The following is a 20,057-nucleotide window of genomic DNA, read 5'->3' as shown; positions in this document are numbered from 1 at the left end:
AACCAACACAAAGGGGATGCGTATATGATCGTAGAAGAGATTATGAATGATGAGCCTTACACATTAGCTCCTACCAATACTGTACAAGAAGCATTAAAGCTAATGCGTGAAAAAAAAGTTCGTCATTTACCAGTTGTAGATGAGGAACGTCACGTATTAGGTGTGATTACGGAACGAGATATTAAAGAAGTCTTGCCATCATCTTTACAGGATGAGCCTAACTCTCCTGTTTTTAAGGCAAAAGTAGAGGACATTATGGTGAAGGACCCACTTATTGGTCATCCACTAGATTTTGTCGAAGAGGTTGCCCTTACATTTTATGAATCCAAAATAGGTTGTTTACCTATTGTTACTGGGGGAAAATTAGTAGGGATTGTGACGACAACCGATTTACTCTATACATATATAGAGCTAACTGGTGCTACGGAGCCCGGCTCAAAAATTGAGATTCGGGTATCCGATACACCAGGGGTTTTATTTGAAATTACAAAGATATTTCATCGACACCATGCCAATGTCCAAAGCGTCTTAGTTTATCCTGACTCTGAAAATACACAAAATAAAATTTTAAGTGTCCGAGTAAAAACACTGAATCCTTTAGCTATGATTGAAGAACTTCGTAAAGAAGGCTTTGATGTACTTTGGCCTAATTTACCAGGTGTTTCATTATAATGAAAAAGGCTGTATTCGTTTACTCGCCAGAACAACTCGGATATAAATTTTCAGATACCCACCCTTTTAATCATAAACGTTTGACGCTAACAATGGATTTATTAAAAAATATACATGCTCTCGATGATCTAGATATTGTACCTGCTCGTGTTGCAACAGATGAAGAGTTATTGCTAGCACATGATCCAAAATATATAGACATTGTAAAAAAAGCAGGACATGGTGAATTATCGGAAGCTCAATGTGAAAGCTATGGTATCGGCACGGAAGATACACCCATTTTTGAAAATATGCATGAAGCCAGTGCGCAGCTCGTTGGTGGAACGTTAACAGCAGTTGATTATGTAATGGAAGGGAAAGCTGGCCATGCCCTCAACCTTGGTGGAGGTTTACATCATGGCTTTCGTGGTCGAGCTTCCGGATTTTGTATTTACAACGATAGCACGGTAGCAATTCGCTATTTGCAGGAAAAGTATAATGCACGTGTACTTTATGTAGACACAGATGCTCATCATGGAGATGGTGTTCAATGGAGTTTTTATGAGGATCCCAATGTTTGTACTTTGTCTATTCACGAAACGGGTCGATACCTTTTCCCTGGAACAGGAAACATCACCGAGCGTGGCAATGGTCAGGGTTACGGGACCTCGTTTAATTTTCCCATGGATGCTTTTACAGAGGATGAAAGTTTCTTAGATATATATGAACAATCGATGCGAGAGATCTTTGAATTTTTTAAGCCTGATGTTGTCTTAACCCAAAATGGTGCTGATGCCCATTACTTTGATCCCTTAACCCATTTACATGGAACGATGAATATTTATCGTGAAATCCCAAAGCTTGCTCATCAATTAGCACATGAATATTGTGATGGAAAATGGATTGCTGTTGGTGGCGGTGGCTATGATATTTGGAGAGTAGTACCTCGAGCTTGGTCGATGCTATGGTTGGAAATGACTGACCAAAAATGTCCAACGGGGCCGCTCCCACAAGCATGGCTTGATCGCTGGCAGCCTGAAGCACCCGTACCTTTTATTCCAACGTGGGAGGACCCAATTCCTTTATATGAGCCCATCCCTCGAAAAGCTGAAATAGAAGAAAAGAATGCTCAAATGTTAGCCAAGGCGCTACATATTATTCGAAATGAAAAACGAGATTAACATTATTGCCTCACGATAAGCGTGAGGCTTTTTTATCTTAGTTCATTAGTTTTGTTTAATGCGTAGTTTCGACATTTTCATTGTTCTTTCTATCATAAAAAAACACGCAAACCTTGTAGGATTTACGTGTTCTCATTCTATTTGCTTTTGACAGATTGACGATGCTCAATACGATGCGGTAAAATGACTGCCTCATCCTCGACAGTCTCCTTGCTCATCAATTTAGTAAGCAAACGCATGGCAACAGCTCCAATATCGTAAAGTGGCAGCGCGACACTTGTTAACTGTGGACGAACCATTCGAGCTAGTTTCGAGTTCTCAAAACTAATCACTTCTATATCTTCTGGAACAATTTTACCAGCATCTTGCGCGCCATGAATTAAGCCGATTGCTAGCTCATCACTGCCTGCAAAATAAGCAGTTGGCGGATGTTCGAGTCCAGATAGGATGTCCCAAGCTTCTAAGCCCATGTCATAACTAGACTCTTCTGCGGCAATTAATGCCTCATCTATTGGTAAGCCAGCATCCTCTAATGCTTTCTTATAAGCTGCTAGCTTGAATTTTCCGTTAATTGTATAAGAGAGTGGTCCTGTCACGAAACCAATACGTGTATGTCCATTTTGAATAAGTAGAGAAATCGCTTCATATGCAGCTTGGAAGTAGTCAATATTCACCGTTGCGATTGTTTGTGATTCATCCACTGACCCTGCTAAAACAATTGGTACTGGAGAATGATCCATCGTTTGTTGCATTTTCTCTGTGACCTCATCACTCATCATCACAATACCATCTACCTGTTTCCCAAGCATAGTATCCAGAAGCTGTAGCTCTTTATCTTCATGTTGATCCGAGTTGGCTAAAATAATATTATATCGATACATCGTGGCAATATCCTCTACACCACGAGCCAGCTCGGCGTAAACATTGTTTGCAATATCTGGGATAATCACGCCAACTGTTGTTGTTTTCTTACTTGCTAGTCCTCGTGCTACTGCATTCGGACGGTATTCTAATCGTTCAATTACTTCTAATACTTTTTTTCGTGTTGCCGGTTTTACGTTTTGATTGCCATTGACTACACGAGAGACCGTTGCCATAGAAACATTTGCTTCTCTTGCAACATCATAAATTGTAACAGTCATCGTACGTGCCTCCCTTTTTCCTATTATAGCCTTATCATACGATAATTTTCATATTATTTTCAAGAAGAACTACGTAAAAACCAAGTACTAATAGTCCTATTCTAGACATTAATTTGTCACGATATAACAAACACCGCCTGCTAAAATAAGCAAGCGGTGTTCACCGTTAACAATTAAGCATGGATTTCATGATTTTTCATGAATTTTTGAAGTGTTTCATAGAATGCGTCAAATGTTGGAATGTCCATTTGTTGCTGTGAATCAGACAATGCAACAGATGGATCTGGATGCACTTCTGCCATAACACCATCAGCGCCAATCGCGATAGCTGCTTTTGCACATGGTAATAATAAATCACGACGACCTGTTGAGTGTGTAACATCTACGAATACTGGTAAATGCGTTTCTTGTTTTAAGATTGGCACGGCTGAAATATCTAGTGTATTACGCGTTGCTTTTTCATAAGTACGAATACCACGTTCACAAAGAATAATGTTTTCATTTCCTTTTGACATGATGTACTCCGCTGCATGTATAAATTCATCAATTGTGGCAGCTAAGCCTCGTTTTAATAGGACAGGCTTATTTGTCGCCCCTGCTGCTTTTAATAATTCAAAGTTTTGCATATTACGTGCACCGATTTGGATAACATCGATATAATCTAGTGCTTCCTCTAAATGACCTGGTGTTACTATTTCTGTAATAACACCTAAACCAAATTCCTCAGATACACGTTTTAAAATTTTAAGTCCTTCTAATCCAAGTCCTTGGAAGTCATATGGAGAAGTACGTGGTTTATAAGCACCACCACGAATTAACTTTTCTCCTTTTGCTTTAATAGAAACTGCAACAGCTGCTACTTGCTCATATGACTCAACTGCACAAGGACCAAATACGAAAGATGGTTTCCCTTGTCCAATTAATTCACCATTGATATTAATAACTGTATCTTCTGATTTCTTTTTACGAGATACAAGTAGCTCTTTCTTCTTATCAGCTTCTAATTGTTTTAAAGCTGTTTTAAAGATTTGCTTAAATATATAGTCAACCGTCATTTGGTTTAACGGACCTTGATTGTGTTCTTTAATAAGATCAAGCATGTGTCTTTCACGTAATGGATCATAGCGATTCACACCTTGCTTTTCTTTAATTTTACCGATTTCATCAACTACAGCTGCACGTTCGTTAATTAGACGAAGAATTTCTAAGTTTAATCCGTCAATTTGACTTCGTAAGCTTTCTAAATCTTTTTGGCTCATGCTTTCTTGCTCCTCTCCTCATGACAGACACTTCCAGAACTCTGAAATGTATGTTACATTTTTAGATAATAGCATTATTATAATCAATGTTGTTCAGAATGTCACGCATTTTTAATTTAGCGCTTCAACTCGCTAAATTATTTTTCAAGTATGACGCGAAAGGAAGCGATTACATTGAGTTCTAAATTATTTGCACTTGATATTGGTACACGCTCAGTGGTCGGGATCATCCTACAAGAAGAAAATGACCATTTTCATGTGGAAGATATTTTAGTGAAAGAGCATAAAGAACGTGCCATGGTAGATGGTCAAATACATAATGTCATGTATGTGGCAGATTTAATTAATGAAATAAAAAGCGAACTTCAAGAGAAACACGGTCCACTCACAAAGGTAAGTGTTGCTGCAGCAGGTCGATCTTTAAAAACTGAGCAAGCTAGCGTGACCATCAATATACGTAATCGGCCTATTTTTACTGAAGAAGATATTAGTCGCCTAGAACTTCAGGCTGTCCAACAAGCGCAGCAACAACTTTTGCAACAGAAAGAGGATGCAAAAATTAGCCACTATTATTGTGTAGGCTATTCTGTTCTTTATTATCGTTTGGATGGCGAGGAAATAGGAAGCCTACTTGATCAACAAGGTGATGAGGCGCAAATTGAAGTGATTGCCACTTTCTTACCTCGGGTTGTAGTGGAGTCACTTATTGCAGCTCTTAAACGGGCTAATTTAGAGATGGAAGCATTAACACTAGAACCTATTGCTGCCATTAATGTGCTCATACCGCCAACGATGAGACGCTTAAACGTAGCACTTGTTGATATAGGGGCTGGAACATCTGATATAGCAATTACAGATAAAAGTACAGTTGTCGCCTATGGTATGGTCCCAACAGCTGGCGATGAAATAACAGAAGCTTTAAGCGACCATTACTTACTAGACTTTCCTATTGCCGAACAGGCTAAACGCCAGCTCCAAACAGCGGACGAGATATTGATTCAAGATATTCTAGGATTTGATCAATCTTATCCAAAGGAAGAGGTATTATTAGCTATTGAACCAGCAGTGAAGCAGCTAGCTAAGTCCATCGGCGAAGAAATTTTACGCCTTAATAACCGTGTTGCTCCAAAAGCTGTAATGTTAGTTGGTGGTGGTAGCTTAACACCGAACCTAACAACTGAACTTGGCCATGTACTTGACCTACCAGCAAATCGAATAGCTGTTCGAGGTATTGATGCCATCCAAAACCTAACTAAGGAAGAACATATTAAAGCCTCACCAGAGTTAGTTACACCAATAGGGATTGCAATTGCTGCTAAAAAAATGCCTATTCAATACATGAGCCTAACCGTCAATAATCAAGTAGTTCGTCTTTTTGAATTAAAGGAAATGACTGTGGCAGATGCTTTTTTAGCAGCGAATATTCGTGCAAAACAATTGTACGGAAAGCCAGGTCATGGGTTATCTGTTAGCGTCAATGGACAGGACATTTTCATTCCAGGTGGTCATGGTCAACCAGCAGAAATACTTGTGAACGGACAACAGGCATCTACAAAAACATTGATTAAAACAGGCGATGCCATTCAACTAATCGAAGGGAAAGATGGGCTTCCAGCTACTGCAACAGTGAGGGAGCTTATTGATGATGCAGCGATAAAGACAATTACTATCCAAAATACTAAGTATGTGATTGAGCCCAAAATGACCCTCAATAATTCACCTGCATCACTTGATACTCAATTAAACGATCGTGATATAGTGTCTTTTGACATAGCTGAGACTATTGAAGATGTATTTAAAATCACAAATAATCAAGACTTTTTAAAGCAATTTGAATCCTACACAATTCAAGTTAACGGTCAGCCTTTATATTTACCGGAATTCTCCTCACAGCTTATGATTAATGGCATATTAGCTAAATTGAGCTATGCTGTTCAAGATGGTGATATAATAAGCTTTCAACAACCAGCTTTACCAACTGTTCAACGTATAGCAGACCAAATGAATCTTTTGCTAGAGGATAAAATTATTATTCATTTCCAACAGGAAGTGTTAGAGCTTACTAAAACAGTACATGAAGCACTAGTCAATCAAAATGTCGTATCGCCACTGTCTACCGTGCCGAATGGAGCTACTATTGTTTTTAAAGAAAAGGATCGTAGTCATTGGATTTATCAAGATGTCTTCCGCTTCTCCAATTGGCAGCTACCAAATACCTTTAAGGGAAATTTCACGATTTTACGAAATGGTCAACCAGCGAGCTTTGATACAGAAATATTCGGTGGCGATCAATTAGAAATTTTATTAGAAGCCTCACCCATCACATAAAAAAGGGATACGTTACACTATTATATGTAACGTATCCCTTTTAACTATGCATTATGCACGTACTTCTTCATTTTTATCTTCATTTTGTTCGTTTGTTTCTTTCGCTTGTGTTTCCTGACCAGGAATAAAATCCTCTAATGGTTCTTCACCTTCAAAGGAAACCGTACCATCATCAAACACAGTAGGTGCTTTTGCCGTTTTTAGTGTTTTTACTTTCTCCACTAATTGTGTAGATTGTTCTTGAAGTTGTTTAGAAAGTTGAACCGTTTTATCTTTTGCAGTTGTCGAGAAGTCTGCACTCTTATCTTTTAACTGAACAGCTTGTACAGCAACATCACTACGTAAATCTTTTCCTGATTTTGGAGCTAACAGTAGACCTGCTGCTGCCCCTACAATACCTCCAACTAATGCGCCAATCACAAAATCTTTCATGTTTACACGCTCCTCTTCATAAATCGAGTCTTGTGGATGATAAAGCTGTGGCAATGAACTTTCAAGCTGTTGTTCCTTTACTTCGTTAAAATTTGGCTTTTGAGTTGTCATGCACAATTCCTCCCCATCATATTGTCAAATTTGTCTAGACTGGTTGTCCATCTACTTTCACAGATGCATCTACAACTTATGTCTAAGACTTTATTTTTATTCAGTCAGAATGGAATACTCACTGAATAATTATCATTTTTTACGACCCCATTTTCTTTTTGGCTTTTCTTCTATTTGAACCGTTTCAAATGCATAGGCATCTTCAGAAACCGTTTCTTGCTCAATGATTTTGCGTTTTTTCCATTTATCTGCAATTCCCATCGCAACATTACTCCATTGAACAACTTGTGCAATTTTTTCTTCATTTTGTTCTACACTTTTAGAAACAGAAGAAGTGATTTGCTGTACAGAATTATTTAAACCATTAACGGAATCACCAATACCTTTAACAGCTTGTACAACAGAATTTAATTGTTCCGATTTATGTTGAATATCCTCTGCTAAGCTATTTGTTTTCGTTAATAAGGACGTTGTTTCACGTGTGATACCTTCCATTTGTCCTTCAATTCCTGATAGTGTTCCTGCTAAGCTGTTTAAAATAGCCTTAAGCGAAAATAATGTCATGCCCACGCTTATACATAAAATTAAAAATCCGATTGCTGCAATAATAGCTGCAATATACAAAATCACTTCCATAAGTTAACCTCCTGCTAGTAAATTGTCTTTACTATTACTTTCCCTATCTTCGACAAAAAAAACGGAATTCCTGCTCAAATTTGAGAAAAAACAGCTTAACCCCTACGGACTAAGCTGTTTCATTGTTTTTAAGCACGTTTTCAAAAGCATCTTGGAACTTGTGAACATCACCAGCGCCCATAAATAAAAATACTGCGCCTTTATGTTTTGTTAATATATCAATTCCCTCAGTGGTAATCACTGCACTGCCTTCGATAAGTGACGCTAAATCATGAATAGAGAGAGCACCTTGCGTTTCTCTCGCAGAGCCAAATATATCACATAAATAGGCTGTATCTGCAAGGCTCAAACTATCCGCAAAATCTTGTAAAAAAGCTTGTGTACGTGTAAATGTATGTGGTTGGAAAATTGCAACTAGCTCACGATCTGGGAACTTTTGTCGTGCTGATTGAATTGTAGCACGAATTTCCGTAGGATGGTGTGCATAATCGTCTATTAGAACATTATCCCCTATATCCGTTTCAGTAAAACGTCTCTTTACACCTTTATAAGTGTGTAAGCGCTCCTGGATTATATCAGGTGAGATGCCTTCATATTCACATAGCGTAATCACCGCTAGTGTATTTAAAACAGCATGATCTCCAAATAATGGGATAAAGAAAGTGCTATAAAATTCATTACGTACAAAAACATCAAATTTTGTACCTTCAGTTGTTTTTTCAACATTACGAGCTTCGAAATCATTTTCTGCACCGAATCCATAATAAACGACTGGCACTTTTGCTTGAATACGCTGAAGCTGTTCATCGTCACCACATGCTATGATCGCTTTTTTCACTTGTAAAGCTAATGATTGAAATGCAGAATAAACATCTTCTATATTAGCGAAGTAGTCTGGATGATCGAAGTCGATATTAGTCATCACAGCATAATCAGGATTATATGCTAAGAAGTGACGACGGTATTCACATGCTTCCATAACAAAAAAATCAGCATTTTTTTGACCTGCACCAGTACCATCACCAATTAAATAAGATGTTGGCTTATAACCACCTACTACATGTGCCATTAAACCAGTTGTAGATGTTTTACCATGTGCACCAGTGATAGCAATCGAAATGTAGTTACCAATATATTCACCTAAAAATTTATGGTAACGGATGATTTCTACACCGATTTCTCTGGCACGCACTAATTCAGGATGATCGTCAGGAAAAGCATTACCTGCAATCACTGTCATGCCTTCTTTAATATTATCAGCATTAAATGTAAAAATTGGAATATTACGTTCACGTAACGGCTGCTCCGTGAAGAAATATTTATCGACATCTGAGCCCTGTACTTGTTCACCAGCATCAAATAAGATTTGTGCAAGCGAACTCATGCCAGAACCTTTAATGCCTGTGAAATGAAAAACTGTCATTAATTAAACCCCCCGGGAATTTCAATATCCCATCTATCATCTATTAGGTGTATCGTATTATTTTACGAATGGTTAGGTATTAATACCTTCACAAGTGTTAAAAAATACGTACTATTCAACACATCTTGTCTATTATAGCACTTTTTATGCATAAGGATAGATGTGTAACTTTTCTAAAAAAACTAATTTCGACGTAAATTAGATAATCTAGACGAAAACAATGCAATTCTTATTCAAACATAGTAATTAAATCTTCTTCAGTAATGTAACTTTCACGTGGCTTACTGCCTCTAGCCTCCGACACAAAGCCATGTGATTCTAACATATCAATTAAACGAGCCGCACGATTATAGCCAATATGATACTTTCGTTGAATCAATGAGGTTGATGCGCCACCTTGCTCGTAGACAAAACGACAAACATCTTCAAACAGATCATCCTGTTCTGCGGACACCTCAGTTTTCTTTAATAACTCCTCTTGATCGAAAATGTAATCAGGCTCTCCTTGCTCACGAACATGCTCAATAATCGCTTCAATTTCATCATCTGTGACAAATGTGCCCTGTAACCGCACTGGCGCAGACATACCATTACCTAAATATAGCATATCGCCTCGCCCAAGTAATCTTTCTGCTCCCTGCCCATCCAAAATTGTACGAGAATCAATTTGTGAGGAAACGGCAAAGGCAATACGTGTTGGAATATTAGATTTAATTAACCCTGTAATAACATCAACAGAAGGTCTTTGCGTTGCAACAATTAAATGAATACCACATGCACGTGCCTTTTGAGCAATTCTACAAATAGCCTCCTCTACATCAGCTGGAGACATCATCATTAAATCAGCTAACTCATCAATAACAATTAAAATATATGGAAGCTTTAGGCTATGCTCGTTATTTTTATCAGCTATTGCATTGTAACGTGTAATATCACGTGCACCTGCATGAGCAAATAGCTGATAACGACGCTCCATCTCCTCCACTGCCCATTTTAGCGCAGCGGTCGCTGCCTTCACATCAGTAATGACAGGGCTAACTAAATGTGGAATATGCTTAAATGGTGCCAGCTCTACCATTTTCGGATCAATTAGCATAAGCTTTAACTCATGTGGTGCAGCTTTATATAATAAACTAACCAAAATGGAATTAATACAAACGGATTTACCTGAACCCGTTGCACCAGCAATTAAGCCATGAGGCATTTTACGTAAATCTAGTGTGACTGGCTTTCCTGTTAAATCTAGACCTAACGCTGCTTCTAACGGTGAATCGGATTCAACGAAGGATGGACTATTGGTTACCTCTGATAATCGAACGGCTCGAGATACACGGTTTGGAATCTCAATACCAATCGAACTTTTTCCAGGGATTGGTGCTTGAATACGAATATCTTTTGCTGCTAAGGCTAGCTTTAAATCATCTGCTAAGTTGCGGATTTTACTAACCTTTGTACCATGGCTCACCGTTATTTCAAATTGAGTAACAGCTGGACCCTGCATAATCGATTCTATTTGCGCTGAAACTTGGAAATATGAAAGTGCCTCAACCAATGTATCCCCCTGCTGCTCCATCCAATCCGTATCCTGTGTTTTTTCCTCTGGCGGCTCTAAATATTCATCCGTAGGCTTTTGATAAACGTGAACAGGCTTTGCAGGTTTTTCAGTTTCTTGTACTACTTCCACTTCAACCATTTGTGCTTCTGGTGTTTCTTCCACTGCTTCTACTTCTAATTCATGTGCTTCTGGTGCTTCTTCTACTTCTAATACTAGAGCTTTTTCCTGCTTATCAACAGATTCTACTTGAGGATACTCTACAGTTTCTGAAATTACCTCAGTATCGGTAGTAGACTCTGTTTCTGGTTCAAGCTCAGAAGTTGCAGAAATTTCATCCATAGCGGCTTTTTCAATAGCAGTGCTATCTTGCGTTAATCCGCTTACCATTGTCGTGACAGGAGCCATTGTAATGACAGCTACGTTGTCTTCAGAACGGTATTGAGGAGTACCTTGCGTTTCGCTCTTTGCATATGAGTGAGATGGCACATCGTCTTGCATTGACCTATTCTCTGTCATGAGCTGATTAACATCCTCTTCGAATTGCTTTTCAAATGTATGATGCTTCTCGATGGCTACAACGCTGTCTGAGGATGGTGCCTCTTTCTCTTCAAGCTCCACATCCACTTGCTCATTTTCCACTACTTTCTGAATACTTTCGTCAGTAATGGGTTTTACCATTTTCAATTGCTGCTGGATTCTCCATTTTTCTTTATCCGTTTTTAACATGAGTACATTAAAAGGAATACGGCTTTTTTCTTCCTTTGTCTCAATAGATTGGTTATCAACAAGCAATTGTTCATCCTGCGAAGGCTGTACAACCGTTACCTCTCCTATATGGATTGTAGAATTTTCGATTTGAACTTGTTCAACAATCATTTCTTTGACATGAATTTCAGATTGGTCTGCCGATAGTTGTTGAACGGCTTGATCTTGCACATCTGTCTCTCTCACTTGATCTTCAAAAGACATGGCAAAAGATGATGTTTGAGGCACAGTTGCATTGGGTGATATACTTTCCTGCTCAGTGTTGGCCTCATCCACTACTTCATCGTCAAAACTTATTGGCTCAATTGCAGTAGGTAACTCCTTATGGTCAAACATTTCACGCTGCTCCGCTACAACGGTTTGATTTGTGTTAGCCGGCTCTTTTTCTTCTAGTATATTTTCATTAGCCTCATTTGTTGTCGTTTCTTTTAAAGCCTTCGTAACAGCTGGCATTTCGTCTACAGCTTTCGCCTCTTGCTTCTCGTAGTCTTCTTTTCTTTTATCTAATAATTCTTTAATTGGACTTGGTTTTGCAAATCCATAGACTGGTGAAGGCACATCTGTTGGCACAAAGCGTTTACGGTTCTCAGGCAAACTACTCTCTACTATTTTTTGTTCTTTCCACTGATTGTTTTCTTTCAGTGGTGTTACTGGAGCGGGTTTAACATTCACTGCCTCTTGCTGAGCATCTCGAAATACTAAGCCTGCCCTTGATCGTTTCTCCTGTTCTACAGGCTGACTTTTCATCGTTGTTTTTCTGCCCGTACGTTTTGAGCGATTAGCTAATAAATCTCGAATCCCAGAGACCTCTACATCGTAAACACGGGAATCAACTATATGATTGTTTAAATGCTTAGGCAACGATAAATCTCCAATTTCTCTATCATCCTCGTAATCAAACATTTCTTTTTGTGGCGTGTAGGATATTTCTCTCTCATTATCGTCAATCAATGGGAAACGGAAAGTCTTTTGCTTCGCCATCTGTTCTTCGTGATGGGTATGTAATTGTTCTTGCTCTTCTCCGTAATCCTCATAATATTCATATTCGTATTCTTCGTCTTCTTTATTTATAAATTTACTAATTTGTTTTTTAAACCAGTTCACTTCGTTTCACTCATTTCTCTTACACTTCATTTATAGCATTGTCTAGTTTCTTACAATCAATAGCTCAATGTCTACATCAAAAAGCATACCATAAAAATGGTCTTGAAACTTGCATTTAGAGGCTCATTCTCAACAAAAAAATCGTTATGCTACTAGCATATTAGTAACATAACGATTTAGGGCATTTCACCTTGATGGAAGGAATAATATCACGATAAGACTTTTAAATTTTAGGTAATTCTTTTTGACATCAAGGGATTTTTATTTAGTTGGTGCTTCAAAAGCACTACCAACAATAGCATCCTCAGGTAATACTAAAATTCCTTTTTCAGAAGGAGCGTTAGGAATAGCTAATTCACGCGCTGAACATAGCATGCCAAAAGACTCCACACCACGTAAATTACCTTCTTTAATAAGCATACCTGAAGGCATTACTGCGCCAATTTTCGCAACAACTACCTTTTGACCAGCTTCTACATTAGGAGCTCCACAAACAATTTGTAATGTCTCTTCTCCTACATTCACAGTACAGATACTTAATTTATCAGCATTAGGATGCTTGTCTTTTGTTTCCACATAACCAACAACAAATTTTGGAGAAAAATCAACATCCAGGTTGATATCAGCGCCATTTTTTTCGATTGCTGCTTCTAGTTGCTCTACTAATTCAGGTGTCACTTCCACTAAGCCTTTGGCGTCTGTTTGGACGTAGTGGCTTGCATTAAATAAGTTAAACGCTTTAATTTCACCTGTTTGCGCTTCTTTTAAAATAGCTATATCTCCAGCGCGCTCTACTACTGTTTTCACAATAGATTCCGTTGCCAGTTGAACTAGTAAGACATCTCCTACATGTTCTTTGTTGTAAAATACATTCATTGTTATTCTTGCTCCTTTTTCACTCTGTTTTTTGCTAAAATAAAGATTGGTTCTAGTTCCCCATCTTCATAAATAAAAGATAATGACGTGATCGGTACTGTACCGACAGCAAAGAAATGCATGGTCATCTGTGCTAATACATCATACCCTGTTTCATTGCGAATATCACCTATAATTAACACATCTTGATGTGGCACTGACAATGTCATATCGCCTTCCACCTGTGCACGCATTTCTTTTAAAAAACTCTCATTTAAAATGCGGCTTGCATCATAGCCATCATTCACATTGATAAAGTAGAAAATATTACCTGCTACCTCATCTTTTTTATACGTAGTTGGTAATTGCTTCACTGAGAAACGTGCCATTTCCCGAATTTGCTCCACAGTTAATTGTAATGCTTCCAGCATGGATTCATCAATAAAACGGTAGGTTTTTCCTAAATCAAGCGCATAAAAAATGCGTGTTTCAGCTGTATGCTCTGTTGTAATAAATGCATGGCCTTCTTTTGAAGCTTGAGGATAAGAAGTGGCACGAATAACGGGATAAATATGTGTAGTCGTTTGAAAGCCCTGTTCTTTTTCTTGCTCCATTGCATTAAAAGTTTGCTCAATTGTATATACAACTTCCTTAATCGCCGCTTCTTGTTTATCGTTATATTTTGCTAAAATCCCAGGTAAAGAAAGCTCCATCCCTTTGTCAATCGTCTTATGATTCAATCGTAATTTATCGTACTTTTTATCAAAATGAAATTCATATTTTTCTTCATTTAATTGTTCTTTTAACAGCTCTACCAGTTGTTCTGACTTCAATTGCTTCATCCTTTTCACATCCTATGTTCAAAATGAAACGGCTCACATGTTTGTGAACCGTCTGTTCAATCTAATTTATTTACTTCATCTTAACTGAATGAACAATTTTCGTCATCTCACGCAAATTATTTTCAATATGTTTCGCTTGAGAAATCGTTGTCATCTTCACGCCACCACTACTAACGATGAGCTCCATTTCATTTTCATCATCGGTTTTTAGGACTGCTGTAAAGCCAAAACGACCGTCCTTATCATAAGTCGACTCTTCAATAATTTTGTCAGTTTCATTTTCTTTTAAAAGATTGTAATAAAGTTTACTATCTTGTGCTTCACGATTATTTATAAAAAGAATATAGCTTTCTTTTCCTTTTGAAATCACAATATTATACTCATCTGAACTGTCTTCAACTTTAAAGTTTGAGGGTAAATATAATTTAATATCTCCAATTTTCTCCGTATGTTCTTCTGGCTCTTCGGCAAAAACCGTCTCCGTTATTTGAAGCCCATTAGCAATTTGCTCATCGATCGACTGATTGCAACCAGCAAGCACCAGAAGTAAAAGCATCAGGCCAATAGTTCTTAGCCATTTAACCGACATGTCTCTCTTCCTTTCACTACGAACTTTTTTCTATTTTAAAAAAATTATTTAGAAGATGCAACCTTACAACACGCTGTTCACTAATCCCAATTAACTATTTTTGTGAAAATGTGAACAAATATTGTCCAACCAAAAGTGATACAATATGCTCAAACATCATTTGTCTACTTACTAAACCTTGCGTAAAAATACCTACAGCTCCCGCACCCTGTCGAATATCTCGACGTTTTGTATATTGCTCCATTATGGGTCCTAGTTCTCCCCCAGCTTTTATTTCCTGGGCAATTTCTTTTGGTAATATAATTTGTGCACCTGCGGCTGTGAAAACTGTCCCATCTGCAACTGCTAATGCTCCCCAGTTACAAACATACATATCATCGTCGATTTCCGTTACGCCACCTTCTAAGCCAAATGCTAATTGCGCGCCTGATGTTACCATGGCATTTTTAGCACGATTCATTGCACCTAATCTCGTTTCTTCATTACTTATCGGTTGTTCTGATACTTCGGAAGCAGCTTTTACATGTGTAAAAATGGCATCCTCAAAATATTTTCGAGCAATCACTTCAACTGCTTCAGTTTTCGCTTTATTAGTTGTTCCAATGGCTATATTCATGTAATCCCCACTTTCTTTCCATAGAAAAAGATGCCCTAAAAGGCATCTTTCTAACTTCTTATACATTAGCGCGAATTGTCTCTAATGTCGAACGATCTGCTTTTTTCACTAATTCAACAATTAATGCTTTTGCAGCTGCGTAGTCATCAATATGAATAATAGACGCTGATGTATGAATATAACGTGAACAAACTCCTATAACTGCACTTGGAATACCATCATTTGCTGTATGCACTCTACCTGCGTCTGTTCCTCCCTGTGATACGAAATACTGGTAAGGAATATGGTTAGATTCAGCCGTATCTAAAATAAATTCACGCATACCACGATGTGTGACCATCGTGCGGTCTAAAATACGAAGTAATGTACCTTTGCCAAGTTGTCCAAATTGATTTTTCTCTCCAGACATATCATTAGCTGGAGAAGCATCTAAAGCGAAGAATAAATCTGGTTTAATCATATTTGCTGATACTTGAGCACCACGTAATCCAACTTCCTCCATGACGTTTGCGCCTGAATATAGATGCGATCCTAGTTTTTCATTTTGTACTTCTTTCATTAACTCAATCGCTAGACCACAGCCGTAGCGATTATCCCAAGCTTTAGCCATAATTTTTTTCGGATTCGCCATTGGTGTAAATGGACAAATTGGAATGATGGATTGTCCTGGACGAACACCCATATTCATTGCATCTTCCTTGTTGTCAGCACCAACATCGATTAGCATATTTTTTATATCCATTGGCTTAGCACGTTCTGCATCTGTTAAAAGATGTGGTGGTATGGAAGACACAACACCAGGAATTGCACCATTCTTCGTATATACTTCTACACGTTGTGCAAGCATAACCTGATTCCACCAGCCACCTAGTGTTTGGAAACGAATCATGCCATTATCTGTAATAGAAGTAACCATAAATGCTACTTCATCCATATGTCCAGCAACCAATATTTTTGGTGCGTCTGCAACATCACTGTGCTTGACACCAAAGATGCCCCCTAAATTGTCTTGAACGATTTCATCCGAGTACTTTTCTAACTCAGTGCGCATGAACTTACGAACAGCATGTTCATTACCCGGAGCGCCTGGTAACTCTGTTAAAGTTTTAAATAATTGTAATGTTTCCTCATTCATGATGACTCTCTCTCCCCACGAAGTAGAATATTCTTCCTTGCCTATTGTATCACATTTATTTCCGAATTCGAAATATTGATACATTTCCTAAAACAGCTAATGTGTGAACGTGCATTCACTCTATAGGCTATGCTAAAATAAGCTTATAGAAAAAGGAGGAAAGATGTATGAAATTACGTGATTTTTTAATTGGTGTTGCAACTGGCTTAGCTGCCGCAGTCATTATTAAAGAAGCTAGTGAAAAAGTTTCTCCGTTCGTACCTGCAGGACAAGTACTTGAAAACATAAAAAGAGAATTTAAAAAGGATGCGCCGATTGACGGTTCTTGGATTTTTATGAAAACAGAAGATTTCACAAACGGTATTATGACAATCCCAGTATACCGCGGAGGAATCTCTCGTATGCATGAAGGCGAAATGCAAACTTTCGAATTTGCTGCTGATGCACGCTCAGGTGTTGTAGTGGAATTAACTGAAGTTTAAACTTAATCCTTTGCACAATATAAGAAGCCATCTCATTGAATTGAGATGGCTTCCTTATTTTACTCGGATAAACCTTTATTATTAAAATATTTTTTATACTTACGATAATAATTTAAGTTATTAAGCGTTAATTTCACCCAACGCTTAGTATTCATGTCCTTATTAAAGTAAAGGGAATTTGTATACTTGCCTTCACTAATTAGCTTTTTCGCTTCAAGTTTAAGCTTTTCGTTTGAAGCATATTTAAACAGCACACCCTTAGGAATAATCATCCATAAATGTTTGTCCTGCACATATGTGACATCTTGCTCGATATTTAACATATGATCATCGGCAACATACTTCATTAAATTATGACCACTTGCTGTTACATAGTAGCTAGAGCGACCATTTCGTAAATTAATTTCAAATAGTTTATATTGCTTGTCTCGGATATCATATTTCATATCGAAATTCGCAAAGCCCGTATAGCCTATATCTTCTAAGAAGAAACGTACTTGATCCATTAATTCTTTATCGTAGGTAGTTACAATGGCAGCATAGCTTCCGATACCTTCAGGAGAATGTTCTTCTAGAATAGGATTTCCTAAACACATTAGCTTGACTTTCCCGTCTTTCCCTACATAGGCATTTAACACACGCATATAAGAGTCATCACCAGGTATAAATTCCTGAATAATCATTGTATCCTGGTAAGTTGAGCTATAAATAGCTTTTAATATAGCCGTTTTTTCCGCTTCATCATACGCGACAAATACTTTTTTCTTACCCGGGAATTTACAAGCCCAATATTCCACAGAGTTTGATGCCTTTAAAATAATGGGATAAGAAAATGGTGGTGTAAAGTTTTCATAATTGTCAGCTGTTACTGTCGTAGTCCCCGGATACTTAAAATCATATCGATCACACATCTTATAGAAATTTTCTTTTAACAAAATTTCATCCATCAATGATTCATCGATGTAAGGAACTGTAAAATGTTCTTGCAATACTGGCTTATTTTTAATAATAAGCTTGGCATAATCGTCTCCACACGCTAAAAGTAATAGTTTTTTATCAGCATATTTTTTTGCGACTTCTGCAAGTGCAGGAGCAAAAACTTCCTGTTCATTTAAACGGTCTATTTCTTGAAATTGTAGAATATGACTATCTTGTGTGGCAGTTAAATGAGAACGTCCTAAAACAAGTGGTTTAATACCATATGCTTCATAAAACGAACGTGCCATACCATATGCATTCATATCTGATCCTAGTAAAACTGGTAAAAATGGTTGTTCAGTTGCCATGTTTATTTCAACTCTCTTTTGTATTTTTGTATCGTGTTAAGTGTATCATATTTTCTATCGTGGTCACGAACAAAAAAGCGAGGCATTGACATTTTATATGTCAAATACCTCTACTTTCCTTACTCTATTAAAATGTAATAACAGCTTGTCTACTACGCTCTAACTTATCCACTATTTCTTTGCCTGTTACATCCCATTTAATCATACGGTAGTAAGCATCATGATAGAAAATAAAGCCATAATTATTTGCAAGCGCTTCTTTCATAAGTCGCTCTTTTGCAAATACACTTGTCATTGGATAATCGTCATAGGCTAAAACCCATAGAGGATTTTGGTGAGCATGTGTTGGCATAATATCAGCCATATGCAATAATACCTCGCCGTTTTGTGTTAGCTTAATAACGGCATGTCCCTCACTATGACCACCTGTATGAATCATTTCAATCCCAGGTGTTACTTCTAATGAACCTTCATAGGTTTCAACCAAGTGCTGTACTGGCTCCCAATTTTCTTTCCAATACGTATTTTTAGAGCGAATATTCGGGTTTCGCATTTCATCCCACTCAATTTTCGTCACAAAAATTTTGGCATTCGGAAAAGTTGGGACAAGGACATCTCCTTCCCACTGCGTTAAACCACCCGCATGATCAAAATGTAAATGGGTCATTAACACTACATCAATATCAGCGGTCGTTAACCCTAGCTCCTGCAAGCTATCCGCTAACGAGGATTCTTCTGTCACCCCGAAATTTCGCAACTGTTTTTCATTTAATTTTTTAAAGCCAACTCCTGTATCAATCAGGTAGTTTTTACCTTCATACTGGATGAGGATAGGCTCTGTTGGTAATTCAATTTGGTTTTTTTCATTGACTGGATATTTGCGAGACCAAAGTGGCTTTGGTACAACACCAAACATCGCACCACCATCAAGGCACGTAACACCCCCGTTAAGCCATGATAATGACATATTGTGAAACTGTAACTGATCCATCCATACTCCCCCTACAATTTAGTAATAAATTGCGATTCTAATCGATAAATCGGCTGCCCTTTCGCAGAAAACTTCTCTTCATATTCAGTCATCACGTTATCCTCTGGCATATTAGCATGTAAGTCGAGAGATACATACTTTAATAACATACCATATTCGGACATACTGATTAATGAATACTCGAACAGACCACGGTTATCCGTTTTAAAATGGATTTCCCCATTATCCACCAAAATCGACTCATATAATTTCAAAAAATCCCCATGCGTTAAACGTCTTTTAGCATGACGTGTTTTTGGCCAAGGATCTGAGAAATTCAGGTATACGCGTGATACATCGTTTTTATCAAAAAATTTATTTAAATCTGCGCCATTTACTTTTAGTAAGCGTAAATTCGCTGGAGATTTTGCCTCTAGCACTTTCTCTAATGCACAAACAATCACACTATCATAAAGCTCGATGCCAATATAGTTGATATTTGGATTTTGCAAAGCCATTCCTGTTACAAATTGACCTTTTCCAGAACCCACCTCGATATGGATTGGATTGTCGTTTCCGAAAACAGCTTGCCAGTTTCCTTTAAAGTCTTCAGGATTTGGAATAATCACCTCTGGATGATTTGTTATCATTTCCTCCGCCCAAGGCTTATTTCTTAATCTCAATGTTGTTCCTCA

General features: G+C 37.8%; 18 protein-coding genes. 4 read left to right on the top strand and 14 right to left on the bottom strand.

Going from position 1 to position 20,057, the window contains the following annotated elements; genetic code table 11:
- Positions 1-24: 24 nt before the first annotated feature.
- Entirely contained in the window at positions 25-672 is a 648-nt protein-coding gene (locus ABC382_RS21535) for an acetoin utilization AcuB family protein (RefSeq protein ID WP_274794109.1), read from the top strand.
- Complete coding sequence (locus tag ABC382_RS21530; protein WP_274794110.1) at positions 672-1,832, top strand: acetoin utilization protein AcuC; 1,161 nt, start codon at positions 672-674, stop codon at positions 1,830-1,832. Before ABC382_RS21535 ends, ABC382_RS21530 begins: the two co-directional genes overlap by 1 nt.
- A gap of 137 nt (positions 1,833-1,969) precedes the next feature.
- Here the strand turns inward: ABC382_RS21530 and ccpA are convergent, their stop codons facing one another.
- Positions 1,970-2,974, bottom strand: coding sequence for a catabolite control protein A (gene ccpA / locus ABC382_RS21525; protein WP_274794111.1), 1,005 nt, complete (start codon positions 2,972-2,974; stop codon positions 1,970-1,972).
- Between the two features lie 173 nt (positions 2,975-3,147).
- Entirely contained in the window at positions 3,148-4,233 is a 1,086-nt protein-coding gene (locus ABC382_RS21520) for a bifunctional 3-deoxy-7-phosphoheptulonate synthase/chorismate mutase (protein WP_412927085.1), read from the bottom strand.
- Positions 4,234-4,407: 174 nt separating this feature from the next.
- Here ABC382_RS21520 and pilM point away from each other — a divergent pair, with 174 nt between their 5' ends.
- Positions 4,408-6,561 carry a pilus assembly protein PilM gene (pilM, locus tag ABC382_RS21515; RefSeq protein ID WP_322611797.1) on the top strand — a complete coding sequence of 718 codons (2,154 nt, stop codon included), beginning with the start codon at positions 4,408-4,410 and terminating at the stop codon, positions 6,559-6,561.
- A gap of 51 nt (positions 6,562-6,612) precedes the next feature.
- Here pilM and ABC382_RS21510 read toward each other — a convergent pair whose 3' ends face one another.
- The 9 genes from ABC382_RS21510 to ABC382_RS21470 form a co-directional block, all read right to left on the bottom strand.
- Positions 6,613-7,104, bottom strand: a complete 492-nt coding sequence (locus ABC382_RS21510) for a YtxH domain-containing protein (protein WP_274794114.1) — start codon at positions 7,102-7,104, stop codon at positions 6,613-6,615.
- Between the two features lie 132 nt (positions 7,105-7,236).
- Positions 7,237-7,740 (bottom strand): DUF948 domain-containing protein, encoded by a 504-nt coding sequence (locus ABC382_RS21505; RefSeq protein WP_274794115.1) that lies wholly within the window; start codon positions 7,738-7,740, stop codon positions 7,237-7,239.
- Positions 7,741-7,849: 109 nt separating this feature from the next.
- On the bottom strand, positions 7,850-9,163 hold the full coding sequence (murC, locus tag ABC382_RS21500) for a UDP-N-acetylmuramate--L-alanine ligase (RefSeq protein ID WP_274794116.1): 1,314 nt from the start codon (positions 9,161-9,163) through the stop codon (positions 7,850-7,852).
- Between the two features lie 229 nt (positions 9,164-9,392).
- Complete coding sequence (locus tag ABC382_RS21495) at positions 9,393-12,587, bottom strand: DNA translocase FtsK (RefSeq protein WP_412927084.1); 3,195 nt, start codon at positions 12,585-12,587, stop codon at positions 9,393-9,395.
- A gap of 261 nt (positions 12,588-12,848) precedes the next feature.
- Positions 12,849-13,463 carry a YtpR family tRNA-binding protein gene (gene ytpR, locus ABC382_RS21490; RefSeq protein ID WP_274794118.1) on the bottom strand — a complete coding sequence of 205 codons (615 nt, stop codon included), beginning with the start codon at positions 13,461-13,463 and terminating at the stop codon, positions 12,849-12,851.
- A gap of 2 nt (positions 13,464-13,465) precedes the next feature.
- Entirely contained in the window at positions 13,466-14,284 is an 819-nt protein-coding gene (locus tag ABC382_RS21485; RefSeq protein WP_274794119.1) for a DUF1444 domain-containing protein, read from the bottom strand.
- Between the two features lie 70 nt (positions 14,285-14,354).
- On the bottom strand, positions 14,355-14,873 hold the full coding sequence (locus tag ABC382_RS21480; protein WP_312506618.1) for a hypothetical protein: 519 nt from the start codon (positions 14,871-14,873) through the stop codon (positions 14,355-14,357).
- 94 nt (positions 14,874-14,967) lie between these two features.
- The gene (locus ABC382_RS21475; protein ID WP_274794121.1) at positions 14,968-15,489 is read right to left on the bottom strand and encodes a DUF84 family protein; all 522 of its coding nucleotides are present in this window, start codon (positions 15,487-15,489) and stop codon (positions 14,968-14,970) included.
- Between the two features lie 58 nt (positions 15,490-15,547).
- Positions 15,548-16,624, bottom strand: a complete 1,077-nt coding sequence (locus tag ABC382_RS21470) for a M42 family metallopeptidase (RefSeq protein ID WP_274794122.1) — start codon at positions 16,622-16,624, stop codon at positions 15,548-15,550.
- A gap of 167 nt (positions 16,625-16,791) precedes the next feature.
- On the opposite strand from ABC382_RS21470, the gene ABC382_RS21465 reads away from it, so the two are divergent.
- Positions 16,792-17,106: a hypothetical protein gene (locus ABC382_RS21465; protein WP_274794123.1), complete on the top strand. Its 315-nt coding sequence runs from the start codon at positions 16,792-16,794 to the stop codon at positions 17,104-17,106.
- A 59-nt stretch (positions 17,107-17,165) separates the two neighbouring features.
- On the opposite strand, the gene ABC382_RS21460 is transcribed toward ABC382_RS21465, so the two are convergent.
- The 3 genes from ABC382_RS21460 to trmB form a co-directional block, all read right to left on the bottom strand.
- Positions 17,166-18,392, bottom strand: coding sequence for a carboxylate--amine ligase (locus ABC382_RS21460; RefSeq protein ID WP_274794124.1), 1,227 nt, complete (start codon positions 18,390-18,392; stop codon positions 17,166-17,168).
- 127 nt (positions 18,393-18,519) lie between these two features.
- Positions 18,520-19,383, bottom strand: a complete 864-nt coding sequence (locus tag ABC382_RS21455; RefSeq protein WP_322606025.1) for a YtnP family quorum-quenching lactonase — start codon at positions 19,381-19,383, stop codon at positions 18,520-18,522.
- Between the two features lie 11 nt (positions 19,384-19,394).
- Positions 19,395-20,045: a tRNA (guanosine(46)-N7)-methyltransferase TrmB gene (trmB, locus tag ABC382_RS21450; RefSeq protein ID WP_274794126.1), complete on the bottom strand. Its 651-nt coding sequence runs from the start codon at positions 20,043-20,045 to the stop codon at positions 19,395-19,397.
- Between the last annotated feature and the right edge of the window lie 12 nt (positions 20,046-20,057).

The organism is Lysinibacillus phoenicis, assembly GCF_047238325.1.
Taxonomy (GTDB): Bacteria; Bacillota; Bacilli; order Bacillales_A; family Planococcaceae; genus Lysinibacillus; species Lysinibacillus irui.
This window is presented reverse-complemented; position numbering and strand designations above follow the sequence as displayed.